At 36.3% G+C, this 19,754-nt stretch carries 15 protein-coding genes and 1 pseudogene; 7 read left to right on the plus strand and 9 right to left on the minus strand.

Going from position 1 to position 19,754, the window contains the following annotated elements; all coding sequences use genetic code 11:
- Positions 1–7: 7 nt before the first annotated feature.
- Both E4N80_RS12425 and nox read right to left on the minus strand, forming a co-directional pair.
- Positions 8–910, minus strand: coding sequence for a Fic family protein (locus E4N80_RS12425; RefSeq protein ID WP_253699480.1), 903 nt, complete (start codon positions 908–910; stop codon positions 8–10).
- 80 nt (positions 911–990) lie between these two features.
- Positions 991–2,325 (minus strand): H2O-forming NADH oxidase, encoded by a 1,335-nt coding sequence (gene nox / locus E4N80_RS12430; protein WP_253699481.1) that lies wholly within the window; start codon positions 2,323–2,325, stop codon positions 991–993.
- Positions 2,326–2,440: 115 nt separating this feature from the next.
- Between nox and E4N80_RS12945 the strand changes: the two genes are divergently transcribed.
- On the plus strand, positions 2,441–2,566 hold the full coding sequence (locus tag E4N80_RS12945; protein WP_301338666.1) for a hypothetical protein: 126 nt from the start codon (positions 2,441–2,443) through the stop codon (positions 2,564–2,566).
- Here the strand turns inward: E4N80_RS12945 and E4N80_RS12435 are convergent.
- Together E4N80_RS12435 and murB are read right to left on the minus strand one after the other, a co-directional pair.
- Positions 2,563–2,706, minus strand: a complete 144-nt coding sequence (locus E4N80_RS12435; RefSeq protein WP_253699482.1) for a hypothetical protein — start codon at positions 2,704–2,706, stop codon at positions 2,563–2,565. The two genes, E4N80_RS12945 and E4N80_RS12435, sit on opposite strands and share 4 nt — an antisense overlap.
- A 170-nt stretch (positions 2,707–2,876) precedes the next feature.
- Complete coding sequence (murB, locus tag E4N80_RS12440; protein WP_253699483.1) at positions 2,877–3,848, minus strand: UDP-N-acetylmuramate dehydrogenase; 972 nt, start codon at positions 3,846–3,848, stop codon at positions 2,877–2,879.
- 60 nt (positions 3,849–3,908) lie between these two features.
- On the opposite strand from murB, the gene E4N80_RS12445 reads away from it, so the two are divergent.
- The 4 genes from E4N80_RS12445 to E4N80_RS12460 are packed head-to-tail and all read left to right on the plus strand — an operon-like array spanning position 3,909 to position 8,288.
- Positions 3,909–5,387, plus strand: a complete 1,479-nt coding sequence (locus tag E4N80_RS12445; RefSeq protein ID WP_253699484.1) for a cysteine--tRNA ligase — start codon at positions 3,909–3,911, stop codon at positions 5,385–5,387.
- Between the two features lie 43 nt (positions 5,388–5,430).
- Entirely contained in the window at positions 5,431–5,973 is a 543-nt protein-coding gene (locus E4N80_RS12450) for an RNA polymerase sigma factor (protein ID WP_253699485.1), read from the plus strand.
- Positions 5,957–6,619, plus strand: coding sequence for an anti-sigma factor family protein (locus E4N80_RS12455; RefSeq protein ID WP_253699486.1), 663 nt, complete (start codon positions 5,957–5,959; stop codon positions 6,617–6,619). The genes E4N80_RS12450 and E4N80_RS12455 overlap by 17 nt, the downstream gene beginning before the upstream one ends.
- Positions 6,609–8,288 (plus strand): transglutaminase domain-containing protein, encoded by a 1,680-nt coding sequence (locus tag E4N80_RS12460; RefSeq protein WP_253699487.1) that lies wholly within the window; start codon positions 6,609–6,611, stop codon positions 8,286–8,288. The genes E4N80_RS12455 and E4N80_RS12460 overlap by 11 nt, the downstream gene beginning before the upstream one ends.
- A gap of 32 nt (positions 8,289–8,320) precedes the next feature.
- On the opposite strand, the gene E4N80_RS12465 is transcribed toward E4N80_RS12460, so the two are convergent.
- Positions 8,321–9,763: a TrkH family potassium uptake protein gene (locus E4N80_RS12465; protein ID WP_253699488.1), complete on the minus strand. Its 1,443-nt coding sequence runs from the start codon at positions 9,761–9,763 to the stop codon at positions 8,321–8,323.
- Positions 9,764–9,770: 7 nt separating this feature from the next.
- Positions 9,771–11,171 carry a Trk system potassium transporter TrkA gene (trkA, locus tag E4N80_RS12470; protein ID WP_253699489.1) on the minus strand — a complete coding sequence of 467 codons (1,401 nt, stop codon included), beginning with the start codon at positions 11,169–11,171 and terminating at the stop codon, positions 9,771–9,773.
- Between the two features lie 112 nt (positions 11,172–11,283).
- On the opposite strand from trkA, the gene E4N80_RS12475 reads away from it, so the two are divergent.
- Complete coding sequence (locus tag E4N80_RS12475; protein ID WP_253699490.1) at positions 11,284–14,121, plus strand: PD-(D/E)XK nuclease family protein; 2,838 nt, start codon at positions 11,284–11,286, stop codon at positions 14,119–14,121.
- Between the two features lie 22 nt (positions 14,122–14,143).
- Positions 14,144–17,530 (plus strand): UvrD-helicase domain-containing protein, encoded by a 3,387-nt coding sequence (locus E4N80_RS12480; RefSeq protein WP_253699491.1) that lies wholly within the window; start codon positions 14,144–14,146, stop codon positions 17,528–17,530.
- Positions 17,531–17,546: 16 nt separating this feature from the next.
- Here the strand turns inward: E4N80_RS12480 and E4N80_RS12485 are convergent.
- The 3 genes and pseudogenes from E4N80_RS12485 to E4N80_RS12495 form a co-directional block, all read right to left on the minus strand.
- Positions 17,547–17,672: pseudogene (locus tag E4N80_RS12485) on the minus strand (UvrD-helicase domain-containing protein); the annotation flags it as partial.
- Positions 17,673–17,675: 3 nt separating this feature from the next.
- A complete protein-coding gene (locus tag E4N80_RS12490; protein ID WP_253699493.1) occupies positions 17,676–18,068 on the minus strand; it encodes a type II toxin-antitoxin system HicB family antitoxin in 393 nt (130 codons plus the stop codon).
- Between the two features lie 798 nt (positions 18,069–18,866).
- On the minus strand, positions 18,867–19,721 hold the full coding sequence (locus E4N80_RS12495) for an IS3 family transposase (RefSeq protein WP_253698524.1): 855 nt from the start codon (positions 19,719–19,721) through the stop codon (positions 18,867–18,869).
- Between the last annotated feature and the right edge of the window lie 33 nt (positions 19,722–19,754).

The following is a 19,754-nucleotide window of genomic DNA, read 5'->3' on the forward strand; positions in this document are numbered from 1 at the left end:
ATAATGACTAATTATACATAATACCAAAATAATCCAAACATTGCTTCATTAAATTCTGTCCGGTAAGACAAGTATCTCTTAAATAAACGCGGCTATTTTTCCAATTTTTGATTCCTCTATAATAGTAATCCTTTAGTTCTTCTGTAATTATAAAAGGAACAATATAATGTTTAAGGCACTCCTTGAAAATTATTAATCTTCCAATGCGGCCGTTACCATCTTGGAATGGATGAATCGTTTCAAATTTGACATGAAAATCTAATACATCATCAAAAGTGATTTCCGCTTTTGAATTGTATTCCATCAATAATGATTTCATCTCTGCTGCAACATTCGCCGGTTTTGTAGTTTCATTTCCGCCAACTTCATTTTCCAGCATTTTATAATCTCCAACCTTAAACCATGATTTCTGACTGTCAGTTGTTCCGGACTTTAAAATATAATGAAGCTGTTTTATGAAGCTTTCCGAAAGTTTTGTATTTGCACCTTCTATTATTAAATCAATACAACGGAAATGATTTACCGTTTCAATAATATCATCTACTCTAACAGCTTTATCTGTAATGCCAAGCGTTTTTGTTTCAAAAATAAATCGAGTTTGGTCGTGGGTAAGTTTTGAACCTTCAATATGATTTGAATTATAAGTAAGGTCTATTTGGATTTTGTGATAAATTCCGCCTTTTAAGCCGCTTTCTTTTTCTCGTTTAAGAAATGATAAAAGAGTATCTTGTTTTGCCGTATGACGAGTTTTTCGATGGGGCTTTTCTGCATCTGAAGGGATATTCCATGTTTTTCCTTCTAAAAGGGCACCTACAATTCTACCTTGCAAACAGTAAGTTCTTACGCTACGCTCACTGATTTGCCAGCGTTTTGCAGTTTCTTTAACGGATATGTATTTTATCTTTTTCATAGGTAATATTTTACCATATTATCGGCAATATATAAAGCGATCTTATATGTTTAAATTCAATTATATACTGCCGATAGAACCTATTTTGCTCCCAAGGCGGCCATGGTTATATAATTATACGGCTTATTAAAGTGTGGCAAAAAGAAGATATCCAAAAGTTTAAGCTTATCGATTGTAAGTTTTTCTTGGATTGCAAGTGAGAACATGTGAATTCCCATAGACATATCATAGGTTGAAGCCATTTGAGCACCGATTATAATCCTCGTTTTTTTGTTATACACAATTCTTAATTTTACCGGAGGATTATCGTTTTCCATAAATTCGGGACGCTGCAAATCTTCAAAGTCGGTAAACTCAACATCAAGTCCCAGCTTTTTTGCCCGCTCTACAGTAATGCCGCTTGATACCATCTTCAAGTCATAGATATTGATTCCGTTAGAACCTTGAACGCCTATTCCTTCTAAGGGAACTCCTGCTGCGTTATGGGCGGCTACAATTCCGCTTCTTACTGCATTTGTTGCAAGGGCAATGTAGGATTTTTCTCCTAAAGAGTTATCAAAAACCGTTGCACAGTCTCCTATTGCGTAAACATCTTTTATGCTTGTTTCTTGCTTTAGGTTGACCGAATAGGCTCCGTTTTTAAAGGTTTCAAGTTTATCTTTTCCGAGGTCGGTATTGGGTCTAAAACCGATGCAGACCACTACCATGTCGGCAGGATATTCTCCCTTGTCCGTAACAACGGCTTCTACCTTTGTTGTTCCTTTTATTTCTTGGACGAGCTGATTATATGCAAGTTTGATTCCGTGATCGCTTAAATTTTTATCCATTAAATCGGTAAAAGGTTTGTCATAATAGTTTGAAAGACTTGACGGCATCGCATCAATGAGCACAACTTCCTTATTATGCCTTTTAAAGGCTTCGGCAAGTTCAACACCGATGTAACCGGCTCCTACAACTGCAATTTTTTTAATTTCAGAATTCTTTAATTTGTCGATAACTTCTTGAGCATTTTGAAAGATTTTTACCTGCTGAACATTTTCCAAGTCCATGCCCTTAATCTTCGGCATTATCGGAATTGAACCTGTTGCAAGAATTAATTTATCATAGGATTCTTCGATGGGCTGTGAACCCTTTACCGTTCCGTATACGATTTTTTTATCGAAATCTATGCGTGTAATATCGGCTTCCATTGTAACCTTAGCACCTTTTGCTTCCAGTTTTTCCTTATTAGAATAAAAGAGACCTTCGGAACCCCTGATTTGATTTCCTATCCAAAGGGCCATTCCGCAGCCTAAGAAGCTGATATTGGTATTTCTATCAAAGATGACGACTTCATTTTCTTTTGAAAGGTCAGTTAAAAAATTAATGGCCGATGTTCCGGCGTGATTTGCTCCTACTACTACAATTTTGCTCATATTTAGCTCCTTTGCTGCCTTAAAACACAACTCTTATATTTTACATATAAATTCTTATTTAGTATAGGGTGTAAGTTGTATTGTGTAAGAATATAATTTGTGTTAGGAAGCCGGTATGATAAAACGAGATTATTATCTAAAACAGCTTATACGTAAAAAAGACCCGCTGTTGCGGGTCTTTGGTTTTATGGATAAATCTTTACCTAAAGATTTTATAGCCTCAAAGTATTTACAAAATTAGATTGTAAAGTAATTGATTCCTACATGAGCTTTCCAAACAAGGGTCTGCTCGTGAATTTTTTCTTGCGGTGTAAGTATTTCAGATCTTTGAGGGTTTCCGCTTTTTCTGTTTGACTTAATAAATCTTAATAATGTTTTCATCTTTTTCTCTCCTTAAAGATATTGGCAGTGTTATCTGCTCTTGATATATATAATATACATTAAAAAAACGAAGAAGTCAAGTAAATTTAAAAGAATTTTATGTATTTTTATGCAAATTTAAAGAAATATTTGTAATTATTTGCAGTTTATTACGGTAATCTCTAAAAAATCTAACTCCAATCGCCTGCAAAAATAACTTCCGGTTCAAGTAAAAAGCCTGTCTTATCTTTAACTATTTTTTGAACCTTTTCTATCAAAGTTTTTATGTCTGAAGCGGAGGCATTTTCTCTGTTAATTACAAAATTCCCGTGCCAAGGAGCAACCTGAGCCCCTCCTTCGCAGAGACCTTTTAACCCTGCATCTTCTATCAGCTTGCCGCTGGGCAGCCCGAAGGCTCTATTATTTTTAAATGTACTTCCGGCAGAAGGCGCCTTAAAATGCCCTTTTAAAATTCTATCTTGAACTTTTTCCTCGGTTTTGGCAGCAATTTCTTTTTTTATTCCATAGTTTAAGGTAAAAACGGAAGAAAGCACTATCTTTCTATTTTTTGAAATCTCGGTACTTACCGGATTTTGTTGAAACGGCGAAACCTTATAATCCCAATCGGAAGGATTATATTCATATTCTGTAAATTCCGTTTTTTCATCACCAACTAAGATATATTTTACCGATTTTAATCTATCCGAGATTGAAACATCATAACAGCGTGCATTCATAAATACGGCTCCCCCGACGCTTCCCGGAAGGCCTCCAAAACATTCCAGACCTGAAAGAGAATTTTTAACAGCCCATTTTGTAAGAGTATCAGTAAGAACGCCTGCTCCGGCTCTTACAAAAACTTTATCCGTAGAGTCGCCTATAATTTCTATCTTATTTAAATTTTTTAGGCTTATTAAAACACCTCTAAACCCTTTATCGGAGACAAGAATGTTTGTTCCGCCTCCTATTAACGAGGACGGAATCTTATTTTTGCTTAAAAAAATTAAGGCTTCTTTTAAATGGTCTTCATTTTTAGGACAAAAAAAGGCTTCCACAGGGCCTCCGATTTTGTATGCTGTAAGAGGCTTTAGGGGCTTATCAAATTCTATAGTTCCCTCTTGAAATAAAGGGGTATTATGAAGTATACTAAACAAGTTATTCATTTGATTTTAGTATATACTATTATGTATTAGGTAACAAGCTGTACAGAAGAGGTAAAACCTATGAGTTTAAAATTATATAATACCTTGGGTAATAAAAAAGAAGAATTTATACCTATTCATAAAGGCAAGGCCGGAGTTTACGGTTGCGGGCCTACCGTATATGACTATGCACATATAGGAAACTTACGCACCTACGTTTTTCAAGACCTCCTTGTCAAGACTCTAAGGTTTTTAGGTTATGATGTTACCCATGTTATGAATATAACCGATGTCGGACATTTGACAGATGACGAGGATTCGGGTGAAGATAAAATGCTAAAATCTGCAGAAGAACGCGGTAAATCGGTGCTTGAAATTGCGGAATTTTATACAAAGGCTTTTTTTAACGATACCGAAAGGCTGAATATCGAAAGACCCGGTATTGTCTGCAAGGCTACAGAGCACATAAATGAAATGATAGAGCTTATAAAAAGAATAGAAGCAAACGGGCACACCTACATGGCCGGCGGAAACCTCTACTATGATATTTCTACATTTCCTAAATACGGAGAATTGGCAAATATAAACCTTGAAGACCTTAAGGCCGGAGCCCGTATCGAAATAGATAAAAATAAACGCAATCCTCATGACTTTGTTCTTTGGTTTACAAAGAGCAAGTTTGAAAATCAAGCTCTTATCTGGGATTCGCCTTGGGGAAGAGGTTATCCCGGCTGGCATATCGAGTGCTCTGCCATGAGTATGAAGTATCTGGGAGAACAAATCGATATTCACAAGGGCGGGATAGACCATATAAGGGTTCATCATACCAATGAAATAGCCCAGTCCGAAGGAGCAACGGGTAAAAAATGGGTAAATTATTGGCTTCATAACGAATTCCTCGTTATGAATAAGGGCAAGATGTCTAAGTCTGCCGGTTCTTTTATCATTTTGGAAGATGTTATAAATAAGGGATTTTCAGCTCTTGACTACCGTTTCTTGCTCTTGGGCGGGCATTACCGAAGTCAGCTTACTTTTTCATGGGAAGCTATGGAAACGGCAAAAAACGGCCGAAAAAACTTAAATAACAGAGTTGCAAAGTGGATGGATGGATTATCAGACGCCGAAATAAGGGAATATGTATCCTTAACGGGACGCCTTAACCTTAAAAGTGCGAAAGACATAATAAAAAATGAAAAAGCTCTCAACTACTTTGATAATTTTATTGCCGCTATGGAAGATGATTTATCTACACCTAAGGCCTTATCGGAGCTGCAGCTTTTAATAAAGGAAAAAGACATTCCGCAAAAGGATTTGTTAACGGTTCTTGCAGCAATGGATTCGATTTTGGGCATCAAACTGATAGAAGAAGCCCTTAATACGCTAAAGGATAAAAGTTCTATTGAAATCGATGAATCCGAAATTCTTAGGTTAATAGAGGAGAGAGCTTCGGCAAAACTTGACAAAAATTATAAACTGGCTGATGAAATTCGGGATAAACTAAAGGGTATGGGTATTGTCCTTGAAGATCAGGCCGGTAAAACAACGTGGAAAAAATTATAAATTATATAAATTTTTATAAAATTGTAACATTTTGGAGATAAGAGTGTTTAATGGTAAAGGTGTTGTGAGAGCTTTATCGGATGATGATTTCAGGTCGATATATGAAGCTCTTATGCCTGTTATTTATAAAGTAGCCTACAATATAGTCAGAGAAGGAGATATAGCCGAAGATATCTGCCATGATTCTTTGATAAAAATGACCGAAAAAAAGATGGAATTCCCGTCTATGGATGATGCTAAATACTGGCTTATTAGGGTTACAAGGAATGCATCGCTTAATTATGTAAAAAGGTGTGGTCGAGAACGAAAAGCTTATGCTAAAGCGCTAAAGGAAGATACTCGCAAGGTCGATACCGGAGAGGAGATAGTACTAAAGCAAGAATCTATAAGTTCGGTTCAAGCCGCCCTTGAAAAATTGCCTAAAAATTTGAGGGCTGTTTTACAGCTTAAAGAATACGGCAGTTTGAATTACAAGGAGATAGGGAGCATTCTTGGAATAAGCGAAGGTAATGTGAAGGTTCGAGTTTTTAGAGCTCGAGAGCAACTAGCTAAACATATAGGAGAAAGCGATGTCTACATGCCCTGATAAAGATTTATATTCAGCCTATGTTGATGGAGAATTAGAGTCCCCATGGAAAGAAAAAATTGAAGCTCATTTGGCTTCTTGTGAAAAATGCAGTGTAATTGTAGATTCATATAAAAAAATGAGTCTAAAATTGTCTGAAAACTCCTTTCCTGAGCTGGACCTTGACGGTTCTTTCCTTAAGCTCTATGCCAAAAGGCAGGATTGCTTAAAAAGGATGGAGATCAATAAAAACAAACCTACAAGCTGGTTTTATAAATCGAATAAAATTCCTGTTCCGGCATTAGCAGCGGCAGCCTTGTTTCTTTTTGTGTTAACCCCTATTATTGTGTTGAGCACACGGGAAAGTTTGGATCCATCCGGAGCTGTTACCGCTACCGAATTCAAATCCGTTGATTCTATAGTTAGTGATTTAAAACCGGTAAATAAATTCAAGTTAAATGTTTCAAATGTCTTGGGCGTAAATAAAGATATGTTAGGTTTTAAAGACAAAAAGAAAGAAATAAATTTAAGCCAATATGTAAATTTATACCTGCCTCCTTCAAATAAGGAAGAATTTGATATATTAAAGCAAGAAATAAAGCCTCAAGTCTTATTTTTTAGTACTCAAAAAGTTACAACTCGTACTTCTGTAAACAATGGGCAATAGATTTACTTATTTATTTAGAAAATATTTTGTTTTTAGATTTTTTATATTCCTTCTTCTTTTTTGCAGTCTTGCAGCCTTTATTTTGTATTTAACATCTTTGACTGCTAAATATCCCTTGATAACCGAAATTACTCCCCCCATTGCCAAAGCCGGTGATGAAATTGTAATAACCGGAGAGTATTTCGGAGATGAAGTAGACTCCTCATGGATTGAAATAGGAGATGCCATCATTCAAGCGGAAAATTGTACTGTTTGGACCGATAAAAAAATTGTTTTTAAATATCCCGAATATCAAAACGGCGGCATCGTATATGTTGTTGTACAGAATAAAAAATCTTTGCCTTCATTTATGGCGTCCGTTTCTTCAATGCCTTTAATAAAAGATAAGGCCCATTCCGGAGGAATCCCTTCAATAATTGCTTTAGATAAGGATTTTGCCGAAGTAGGCAGTATTATAAAAATTTCAGGTGAGAATTTTGGGGAGACAAGGGGAAACTCCCAAGTTTTATTTGTATCCGATTTTAATTCTTCAATGATTGAACAAGTTGAAAAAAAAGAAGAAATAGAGGCCGCCCGTTGTTCGGACTATGATTACGATTTTGTGCTTTGGTCAAATCAGGAGCTTCATGTAAGGGTTCCGGATGGGGCGGATTCCGGAATGCTTTTGGTTGTAACTTCTTCAGGAGCCAGCAACACTGTTCCCTTTAGAATAAAAAACAAAATAGGTACAAAGACTTATTCAAACAAAAAGAATTTTGCAATTGCTGCTGAAGTTGATATTTCAAATGTAGAGGCCGTAGAAAAAAATTCCCTTTTTATAAAGGTTCCGCTTCCGATTCAGTCTTATTCACAGAGGGATGTTAAGGTTTTGTCTATTAATCCTTCTCCCTTTGTAGCCGATTATCAGGGAGCTGCCATCCATCAGTATGAAAATATAAATTCTTCTACAAAAGTTCACATAAGACAAGAATATGGTGTAAATACTTATGAGGTTAATACAAGGATTAATCCCGTTAATGTAAGAGTGAACTCCCGACAGAACAGAGCTATCTATGATAATTATGCTATTGCTACCGAGTTAATTCCGGCGAATGATCCTCTCATTCAAAAAACGGCAGCAGAAATTATTCAAAGTGAAAGAAATCCTTACAATAAGGCAAGACGCATATATAATTATTTATTAAAAAATGTCGAAATAATTCCGGCTTCAATATTGAATTCCGGGGCTTCGCCCGTAAATGCGTTGAAAGAAAAAAAGGCCGATACCTACGATATAACTATTTTATTTGCGGCTCTTGCAAGGGCTGCCGGTATACCCGCTCAGCCTGTTGCCGGAATCATTGCAGATGTTTCTCAAGCAAGTTATCTTCACTGGTGGGCGGAGTTTTATCTGGAGGGCTTCGGATGGATACCTGTAGACCTCGGTTTGGCAAAGTCCGTTCCATTCGATATGGGCATTCCTCAGAGTGAAAACTGGTATTTCGGTAATTTGGATGCTTTTAGGGTCGCGTTTTCCCGAGGTGAGAATATTCAGCCGCCGATGGCGTCTAACAGTACAATGGTATCAAAAGAAAGAAGTTATGCCTTTTATAACGGCTGGGAAGAGTTTTCGGGTCTTACAAAATATAATTCCGTTTGGAAAACCCCGAATGTAATTGCTATTTACTAAAAGCAGTATCTGAAAACACAGCTGCCGGAAGTTTATCTTTTCCAGAAAGCAGGCATAAAATAAATTACCATTGTGTATAATTCCAATCGTCCTGCAAGCATCACAAAAGAAAAGAAAATCTTAACCGGGGATGAAAAAAATGCAAAGTTTCCTGCCGGGCCTACTCTTCCAAAACCGGGGCCTATGTTTCCTATAAGGGCAAGAGAAGCCGTAAAGCCGCTCAATAGATCAGCTCCATTGGCAGCTGCAACCAAGGCTGTAATAAGGGTTAAGAGGAAGTAGCAAAACATAAAGCCTGCAACGCTGTAAACTATATCTTTTCTTCCCGGACGGTTATTAAGCTGAATACCGAAAACACCATGGGGGCTTAAAAGCCGTTTTGCTTCCATTCCGGCTTGCTTTTGCAGTATCAGCCAGCGGATTACCTTGATGCTTCCTGCCGTTGAGCCTGAGCACCCCCCAACAAACATCAAGAAAAATAACACCATTTTTGCGAACTCCGGCCATGCGTTATAGTCGGCCGTTGAAAAGCCTGTGGTCGTTATTATCGAGGCGACTTGGAAAAAGCTTTGTCTTAACCCTCCTCCGATTCCGTAAATGGGATAGATAGAAAGAGCAATTAAAACGGTTGATACAAATACTATTTTAAGATAGGCTTTAAGTTCCGAATTATGGAAAAATTCTTCCGGATGGCCGGTAAACAGATGAAAATAAAGGCTGAAGTTTACACCTGCCAAAATCATAAAGACAGCACAAATAATTTCAACCGACGGAGAATGGAAGGCTCCAACGCTTGCATTTCTTGTAGAAAAGCCTCCTGTTCCCAAAGAGGCAAAGGTGTGGCAGAGGGCTTCGAGGAATGGAAGACCTGCAAGCATTAAGAGGATTATCTGCACTATAGTCATTCCAAGATATATAAACCAAAGAGCTTTTGCCGTGTGGGTTATCTTTGCCGTTACCTTTCCCTTGTCGGGGCCGGTAGTTTCACTTTTGATGAGCTGAAAACCTCCTACTCCTAAAAGAGGAAATAGGGCAACAGTTAGAGCTACTATTCCCATTCCTCCAAGCCAGTGCATCTGGGTTCTCCATACATGCATTGTCATTGGGCAGGCTTCTATATCCGTGAGTATGGTGGCTCCCGTTGTTGTAAAACCTGATACGGATTCAAAGACGGCGTCTGCAAAGTTGGGTATTACGCCTGAAATACATAATGGTATTGCTCCTAAAATACCCGCAGCTATCCATGCTGCTGCAACCAATATTATACCGCCCGAAACCGAAAGTCTGACTTTTTTGTTTCTCAAAAAGAAGAAAAAAACTGCTGCAACAGCAAAGACAAAGGCTGTAGGAATTAAAAAAGACGGAATCAAGTAAGCTTCGTTTTCGTAAAGAGCTGTTCCAATCGGAATGATGAAGCTTATGGAAATTATTGCGAGAATCATAGAAATTATTCGGACATATTGTAAGGCTTTCATTTAAAATCTAATTACCTCCGAACATTTTTATAATTTCGTCGCTTCGCGAAGATTTTACTATGAAGACAATTTTATATCCGGCCTTGACCTCCGTATCTCCGGTAGGAATCTGTTCTCCGTTTTCATCAGTAACAAGAAGAACAAGATAGACTCCATGCTGAGATATATCTTTTAGTTTTTGTCCGAGAACAGGGCTTTTTTCGGAAACTTGCAGTTCTATTATTTCAAGTTTGCCGTCACCCATTGTGTGAACGCTTGTTACGTTTTCGCTTACAAGATGAGTCATTATAGAATCAACAACTACATCCTTAAATGAAACTGCAACATCTATTCCGATTTTATATGCAACATTTTCAAGGACTGAACTTTGAACAAGCGAGATTGTTTTATAAACGCCGAGGGTTTTTAGGTAAGCACAGGCTATCATATTAAATTCGTAGTTCGGTGTTGTGCATATTACTAAGTCGAATGAGTCTAGGCCTATTTCGTCTACGAAAGATTCGTCCATAACATCAGCTTTGTAGATAGAGGCTTCGGGAAATTCTCCTGCAACCTCTTTTGCTTTTTTATCATCTATTTCTATAATGGAAATTTTCCATTTTTGATTCAAATTGATCGGTAAAAGTTTTGAAAGAAAGGAATTACCTTTTGAATTTTTAAGGAGGTATTCTGCAACGCTTTTTCCTATTCGGCCCATTCCGACCAAGGCAATTTTTTTAAATTCTTGTGTTTTAAATCCCGAAAGTTCATAGAATTTTTTTATGTGTTCAGGTTTTGTTAAAATTGAAACCCGTGTTCCTGCCGTTAAAATAGTATCTCCCGACGGAATTTTATTTTTTCCGTTTTGCTCAACACTGACAACAATGAAGGGGATATCCACATATTTTCGAATATCAAAAACTGCAAGACCGTCCAGAGTGCTTTTTTCACAAACATTAAAGCGGGTAAGCTCATAGTTTGAATTTTCAAAAGATAGAATGTCGCTGACAGCTCCGTGTTCGATAGCTTGAATCACAGCGAGGGCAGCTTCTTCATCGGGATAAACCAGCGCGTTTATACCCAGAGTTCTTTCTTCCGAAAAATTTAAAGCCTTTACATAGTCTTCATTACGTACTCTTGCTATTTTTATAACATTCGGGGCGAGACTATCCGTGATGCCGCAGATTATCATATTGAGCTCATCCGAGTCGGTTACGGCTATCATGGCATCGGCTTTTTTTATGCCGGCATCCAAGAGTATTTGAGTATCGTTTCCTGCCGCCTGTACTACCATACAGTCCAGCCTATTAGCTGCATGGCGGGCCGTGTCGTCATCTCTTTCTATTAAAACAACATCATGCTTTTTTCTTATAAGCCTGCGGGCTAATTCCGTTCCGGTAACACCGCCGCCAACTATAATTATTTTCATATTTTTATACTACTACAAATCCTGCTTTTTGAAAAGAGAGTAAATATGATTGTAAGTTTATTTTAATTGTATCTTAATAATTTTTATATTTTATGATATAATCATATTCGATATGAATTTAATAGAACAAACAATAAAGACTTATGGAAGAGATTTACAAAATGTTTTTGTATTTCCTTCGAGGATTGCTTCAAGGCTGTGGTTTCAAAAATCGCTTAGTATTACCGGATTGGGGACTGTCCCTTCTGAAAATTATATGTCGTGGGACGGCTTCAAAGAATCTTGTCTTGTCTCGAAAGCTACTTCTTTAAGTCCTATATCAAATACGGTGCGCAGAATTTTTGCCCAATATATAAGCCGTCTTAATTCGGAAAAAGCAAAAGACGGAAAACCGCTGTTTAAATCCCTTATTCCGCAAGACTATGCCGAAACGGGTGCCGTATTTTCCGAATGGATTGCAGGGATTTTACCCCAGCTTGATCACTTTGAAAAACGTTATGCCGATAGAAGTTCTGATTTTTTAGAAGATGATGAAATGAGAGATTATCTTTTTTTAAAAAATGAATATGCCGATTTTTTAAAAAGGAATTCTTTGTTTGAACCTTCTTGGATTTCTTCCGAATTTTATTCATATCAAAAAAAATATATTATTATTTATCCCGAATTAATGGAAGATTTTGGTGAACATGCGGAGCTTTTAAAGCAGCAGGAAGAAATCAGCTATATTCCATGTTCTAAATTTAATCAAAAGAAAAACTTAATTGATGTTTATAAAAATTCCAGAAGCGAATTAAAAAATACCGCTTTGCAAATCGAGAAACTTCTCAGTGAAGGAGTGAGAGCCGATGAGATTGCCGTAAGTGTTCCCGATATTGAAAACTATGCGGCTTATATAAAAAGAGAATTTTATCTTAGAGGGATCCCTGCAGAATTCCGGTCGGGTTTTAAGTTGGGACTTGAACAAGCCGGCAAACTTTTTTCTCTTATTTATGATTGTGTTAAAAATAATTTTGCTTTTGAATTTATAAAACCGATTGTTTTAAATAAGCATATTCCTTGGAAGGATAGGGAAGGAGCTGAAGCCTTAATAGATTACGGCGTAAAAAATAATTGTGCAGTATCATGGAAAGAAAATAAAGAAGATACTGTTTATAAAAATATTTGGATTGAATCTTTTAAAATAAATTATGAAAGAGATGAAATTGAAGTTGAGCAAAAGAAAAAAGCGAGAGATTGGTTTTATAGTTTTTATTATGCCGTAAATAGAATTTGCGAATCTAAAACTTTTGCAGATTTACAAAAAAATTATTTTTTGTTTAGAAAGGAATTGATAGATGAAAATCTTTTTTCCGAAAAAGATAATGCAATCTTAGGCCGCTGTATTTCTTGTCTTCAAGAACTTTTATATTTGGAAGATAAGTTTGAAGCCTACATGCCCTGTGATAGGTTTAAGTTTTTTATTTCGGAATTGGATAAAGCTATCTATGTTCCTCAAAATACAGGGCTTGCCGTAAGTATATTTCCTTACAGAGTTGCCGCCGCAACTCCTTTTAGCTATCATTTTGTTTTAAATTGCAGTCAAGACCATACAAATATTATTTATAATAAACTTTCTTTTTTGCGTAAGGATAAACGAGAAGCTTTGGGTGTTTTTGAAACCGATGCATCTTCTTATTTTTTTGAAGCCTATACGGAATCTCCCAATACCGTTTTTAGTTTTAGCCCTCACAATTTTAATTCGTATTTGATTATAAATAATCTTTTTGAAATTTCTGAAGACGAAGAAATTAAAAATGCTGAACGGGTAAATAAAAAAATAAAAGAATTAAAATCCTATGATTCTTTTTTACTCGATTGTCCGGAAGAGAAAAAGGATGCTACACAGGAAACTTCTGCAATATATAAGATTCAAAAAAATGCAGCCTCAACATTTTCAACATTAAAGAGGAAAAAAGATTTTTCTTATTTGCAAAATTCATACGATGGGATTAGCGAAGAATTAAATTCATATATGGAAGAAAATTTATTTAAGGAAGGTGCTCTTAAATTAAGTCAAACCGATTTAAAAATATTTACCGAGTGTCCCGTTTCATGGTTTTTAGAAAAAGTCCTTTCCGTCTTTTCGGAAAACTATGATGCAGGTATCTTTGATGCCAGAAATATCGGCAACCTTTCGCACAATGTATTGGAAGTTCTTTATAAAGAGATAGGTTCAACGGATAAATATTTTAATTCTAAAAACTTAGATACTTATATTGAAAGAGCTTCTTTAATATTCGATGACCTTGCAGAAAAATCCATGGATTTTAGAGGTGCTTTAGCAAAGCCCTTTATTCAATCCTTAAAAAAAAGGGTGATGGAAGCCGTCAATTTTGTTTTAGAAAGCGATGCTTCGCTTTTGGACGGATATGCTCCTAAATGGGTAGAAGAATGGATAGAAATAGAAAATGACGGCATTTTATATAGGGGTAAAATAGATAGGGCTTCTTTTCCGCAAGATGAGAGGAGCGGAGTAATCATAGATTATAAAACAAATAATATGCCGACCTATTCTTCATATGGTAAAAAAAATTCAAGTGCGGAAGAAATAGAATTGACCGATTTTCAAATACCAATGTATATCTTTTTGGCTGAATCCAAATTAAAAAAGGATTCAACAAAAGAAAAGAAAAATTTTGAAACTATAGAACATGCATGGTTTTTAAGTTTTGTGCAACAAAAAATAAACAAGGTTGTAAACGATAATGAAGCTATTCCTGTTACACGGAATGGATCAGAAAGATCCCGTGAAGATTTTCAATCTTCAATCGACGCATTTATTAATGAAGCGGAAAGATTTGCAGAGCAGGTGAAAACCCAAGATTTTACAAAGCCTTCTACCCTTTCATTTGAAACATGCAGTACATGCGGGTTTAAACATATTTGCAGGACAGCTTATTCGGTTAAGTAAATTTTATTGGAGAAAAATTAAAATGAATGATTATATAAAAAATATAATGGATAGCTTAAATGAAAATCAAAAAAATGCGGTAAGCGTTGAAAAAAATTCCGTAATTGCTGCGGGAGCCGGTTCCGGAAAAACGAAAGTTTTGGCTGCCCGCTATGTTTATTTTGTTGTTGAAAAGGGTGTCTGCGTAGAAAAAATAATAGCTCTAACCTTTACGGAAAAAGCTGCTGCCGAAATGCATAAAAGAATTTATAACGAGTTAAAAAAAATAGATCATCCTAATGCAAAAAATGCTATCGAAAAATTTCATCTTGCAAAAATTTCAACAATAGATTCTTTTTGTAATAGGATAGCAAGGGATGCATGTAGAAACTTAGGTATTTCTCCCGATTTTACCATTGATAATGCCGAATCGGAAAAGTTGGCTTACCGCATAGGCTTGGATTTCTTTTTAAAAATGCGCTCGGATAAAACCATGCAGTTTTTTTTGGGAGATAACGGAATAGATGATTTTGTGTCGGGCCTTTTTGTAAAATTATTAAGTAATTATGTTTTGATTTCAAGACCAATTGATTTTAAAAAAAGTTTAGAAGCTCAGATAAAATATTATGATGATGAGGAAAGAAAAACTCTAGCGGAATGTTTTGATGTTTTTGAATTTATAAAAGAAAACGATCCTTCTAAAAATTTTACGGAAGAAGCTATGAGTGAGTATTCAACTCTTCCTAATTTCCCTGAGTCGGTAAAAGATGAAGCATTTATTAAACTGCTCCCTATTGTCGATAAAATTTCTAAAACAGCAAAAGGTAGAGGAAATGATACCGTAAAAGAAATAAAAGAAAAATTAAAAGTCATATATGAAAAGCTTATATGTATTTATAATTTTGACTACTCACGAGATTTCTTAGCTTCTTTTTTTAATATGCTTAATGAGCTTCAAAAAGAATATATATATGAAAAAAAACAAAGAGGTCTTTTAACTTTTTCGGATGTGTCACAGCTTGCTGTAGATGTTTTGATAAATGATGTAGATTTAAGAAACTTTTATAAAAAGAATGCAGGCATTATTATGATAGATGAATTTCAAGATAACAATAGTCTGCAAAGAGATTTGCTTTTTTTAATTGCCGAAAAATTTGAACGCTCCGAAAAATCTGTTCCCGGTCCTCACGAACTTTGTCCCAATAAACTTTTTTTTGTCGGAGATGAAAAGCAGTCGATTTATGCTTTTAGAGGAGCTGATGTTTCCGTATTCCGAAAACTTGCGGACGATATTTCGGATAAAGAAAGGCTTGCTGCTACAAGGCTTTTGATAAATTACCGCACGGAGCCTTCTCTTATAAATTTATTTAATACAATATTCTCCAAAGTTTTTTATTCCGAGATAAATAAGCCCTTAGAAAAAAACGGAGCTGTTCCCGCCTATGAGGCGGAATATGTGCCGACTGAAACGAGAGCTCCTGTAAAAGGAGTTGAACCTAAAATTGAAATAATGTTTTTTGATAAAAAAAGATTTAATGTATTGGAAGATTCAAGCCGGTTTCTTAGTCCTGTAGAAACTGAAGCTATGTTTCTTGCAAAAAGAATTTTAGAATTGCATAATCAAGGTTTTAAAATTAGAGACGGTAAAGCTGCAAGAGCTTGTTCATGGAGCGACTTTGCCGTCTTGCTTAGGGCTTCGACAAAGCAAAGTACATACGAAAGAGTTTTCCGTAATTTTGGTATTCCTTATAGGAGTGTACAGCAAAGAGGTTTATTTAATGATGCACCTATAAACGATATCTATGCTATGCTTAAAATTATAGCCTATCCTTCCGATAAAAAAACTTATGCTCAAGTTTTACATTCGCCTTTTGTAAATATAGATGACGATGCTTTTGCAGTTTTACTTTTAAATTTTACAAAAGCCTTCAATGTTTCTTTAGCGGAAAAATTAAGCGGAAAAAATAAGGATGCCTATTTGCGGGCTTGCGATTTATTTGCTCGCTTAAATAAAAATGTTTTAACTATGAGCTGTTCTGAGTCGGTTACATATCTTTGGTATGAAGAAGCTTATAGATATTTTTTATTGAGCAATGAAGAAAACCATCACTATATGGATTTATATGATTATCTTTTTGAGCTTGCCTGCCAAGCTGATATAAACGGATTAACTTTTTCTCAGTTTACGGATTTACTTTCATCTCATATTGAAGATAATGAAAGGCTTGATGATATGGAGCTTCCCTTAGATGATCAAAAAGACTCCGTTCAATTTTTAACTGTGCATAAGAGCAAGGGTTTGGAATTCCCTATTGTTATAGTTCCCGACTGCGGAAACAGAGGACTGTCTACAAAAAAAGAAGGTCTTGTCTTTTATAATGAAAATATGGGGCCTGTTTTGTATTCTCCCAAGGCTCCGGGCTTGTCTGCGAAAGCTGGCAATCTGATTTTTGAATCATTACGTGATGAGGCTAATGCAAAGCTTGTTGCAGAAACAAAGAGGCTTCTTTATGTTGCAGCTACAAGAGCCGAATCCTATTTAATTATAAGCGGTGTATATAATCATTTACAAAATGAAGATAATGATTGTTCATCTTCAGACTCAAGAAGTCTTGAAGAAATAAAAAACTTGCTTACACTTTCGGATAAGACTATAAGCTTTTTTGAATTGCTTTTGCCTGCTCTTCCCGATAAACATGAAGATATTATTTTTACTGAGATTTTACCTACCGAAAGAAAGAAGCTGTTTAATAATTTAAAAACACAAAAGCATGAAAAAGTCAATTTTGAAAAACTTTTTGCTTTTTCTAAGGTAAAAGAATTTAATCTTGCAGAAAAAAGAATAACAACCGCCACAGGTCTTGCTCATGAGGTAAATAAAAAATCAAGAGAAGGTCATTTGTATTCTTTAACTTCCGAAAAAGATAAGCTGCCTGATTCTTTTGAAGATAAAGATGAACAAAAAGAATTTACAGCTGCCGAGCTGGGAACTCTTACCCACTCCTTGATAGAAGCCCGTCTTTTAAACAAGGAATTTATTTATCCGAAAGGTCATTCCGAAGTTGAAAGAAAAAAGATTTATACTTGGGCCGATAATTTCTTTAATTCGGATATGTATGCTCTTGCAAAAGAAGCCGAACAATTAAAAAGCGAATATGGCTTTTTAACGGATTATGAAGGACAAATTGTAAGCGGGCAGATAGACTTGCTTTTTAAAAAAAACGGAATAGTCTATGTTGTAGATTATAAAACCGACGAGATAGAAAATCCGGATGCACACTTGACCCAGCTGAAGATTTATAAAAAAGCGGCTCTCGATCTTGCAAAAATCGAATCGGAAAATCTTAAAGAAAATTCAGATAAGCCCATCGAGGTTAAGACATTTATTTTCTATCTAAAAACAGGACACTGTGTTGAGCTTAAAACATAGGTATTTTAGACAAACCGGAAGCAGGCTTATATAAGGTAAGAGCCAAAATCTGAGGCTGGGGAATCCCCTTGTCGAGCATGTGTGCAATTCTAAAAGTGATAACGCGTGTTTTCCCAGAACCGGCTCCCGCTATTATAAGCAAAACTTACAAAGCAATCTGTAATTTTGCTTTAAGGGCATTTTGTAATTCTTGCGAAAAATTAAGATTGGCATTTTCGGCCTTGTAGTTTAACCATGCCGGAATGGTAACTGTCTTTTTTACCGATTTTTCTGAAAATTGCCTGCGCCATTTATCCGTATCGGCTATAACATAATTTACAAATCCGTCTTTTATTTTTACGTCCGATATATTACTGGCTTTTGGTATTGCTTGATTGTTATCTTCATAATGGACAAGCATCATAGCTATGGCATCCTCCGCCATTTCTATAGCTTCAGTTACTGTGTCTCCGAATGTAAAACAGCCGGAAATATCGGGAACTCTAACCCCTATTTTTCCGTCATCATTTTCAAAAATAACAGGATATGTATATTTCATTTTTGCCTCCACTACACTATTTAATACCGGCCTTTTTTAAGAGCTTTATAATTTCATTAGATGTCATAGCTCACCCTACAAGAGCATTATAGCACGTATTAACACGTATTGTCAAGTATTTTTTGTGGAGCCGACTTTTTCTCCCCCAAAAGATTCCCAAATTCAAATCTTGACAAATGATCGTTTATATACTAGTATATCCTCATGATAAAACTAATTTTAAACGGCTTAAAATTTAATTTTTCTCAAAGCTCAAATTTGGAGCTGAAAAATACAGAGAAAAATGTTAGCCAAAGTTTACCCCCCCCCAATTTCTCTATTAAGTAAAATATCTCTAATCAAAGATTATAATTCTTATTTTTCTCATACGGCACGCATAGGACGAGAGTATCGTCTTCGTGCGTTTTTTACATTACACCGTTTAAGAAAACCGCAAGGAACGCAAAGCGTTGAGCTTCGCTCAACTTCGCAAAGGAATAATCGGAATGTTCTTATGGATTGGGACAATTCAATCCAAAACAAATTCCCCCGAAACCTTAAACCCGCGGGGTTTCCAAAGGGGTGTCCCCTTTGGCAGACGGAAAAGGAAGGAGGGGTTTGGGGAGGAAAGGTACAGCCAGCGCAGCTTCAAGGCAAACCTGTTCTGTCGGGGTGTCCTTCCTCCCCTAAACATGGAGGATTTTATGACAAAGTTTAGAACACACAACAAGAAGAAAAGAGCCGCGGCGCTCATCACAGCCGCAGTTTTAATGAAAAAGTCAATAATAGTGCAGACCCTAAATCCCCTAAAGTTGTAGTTTAAGCTGCCGGTTTTAATAAGCCGGCTTCAAACAGTTCCCGATAAATCATAGGAGGATAACCTTGCAGATTCATTGTGGTAATCCTTCGTCGGTTGTAGTAGACAATAAACCTCCAGACGATTTTCTTTACTTCTTCCCTTTTTAATTTTGTTGTATCTATGCGGTATAGTTTCTCCTTCTTCAGCGTCGCAAAAAAGGATTCCATCCTCGCATTATCATAACACTTTCCCACACCGCTCATGCTTTGAATTGCATGACGGCGAGCCAATTCGCTTTTATATGCCTCGCTCGTGTATTGAGAGCCTGCGTCACTGTGATGTATGAGCCCATCATCCGGCTTTCTTAATTCGTATGCCTCCTTTAGAGCTCTTATACAAAGCTCTTTTTTCATGTTATCGTCCATTGCAACTGTGATTATCTCTCCTGCAAAGCAGTCCATTATCGGTGCAATATACAGTTTTCCGTCTTTGCACGGAACCTGCGTTATGTCGGTCAGCCATTTCTTGTTAGGCGCATCTGAACTAAAGTCTCCTTTCAGAAGATTTTCAGGCCGTTGCGCCTTTCTGTCGGCTTTGGTAAGCCCATCGGGACTTCTTCTGCTCTTATGCAGCAGGTTTCCCTTCCTCATCGCTCTTATTACAGTCGAGCGAGAAACTTTTATACCTCGCTGCTCAAGTGCCAATCGTATCCTTTCTATCCCGTAGTTATCGTTTTCAGGATCCTCTGAAAGAATCTTGTGTATTTCGACCAGAAGAAGTTGCCAGCTTTTTATTTTGTTACGGTTCCGTTTCCACTTGTAAAAGCCCGTCTCGCTCACCTTTAGGGTACTGCACATCTTCACAATTGACCACATTTTTTCCTTTGCGTTTTCCAAAATGTAGCTGAA

It is taken from the genome of Treponema denticola, assembly GCF_024181605.1.
Lineage (GTDB): Bacteria > Spirochaetota > Spirochaetia > Treponematales > Treponemataceae > Treponema_B > Treponema_B denticola_B.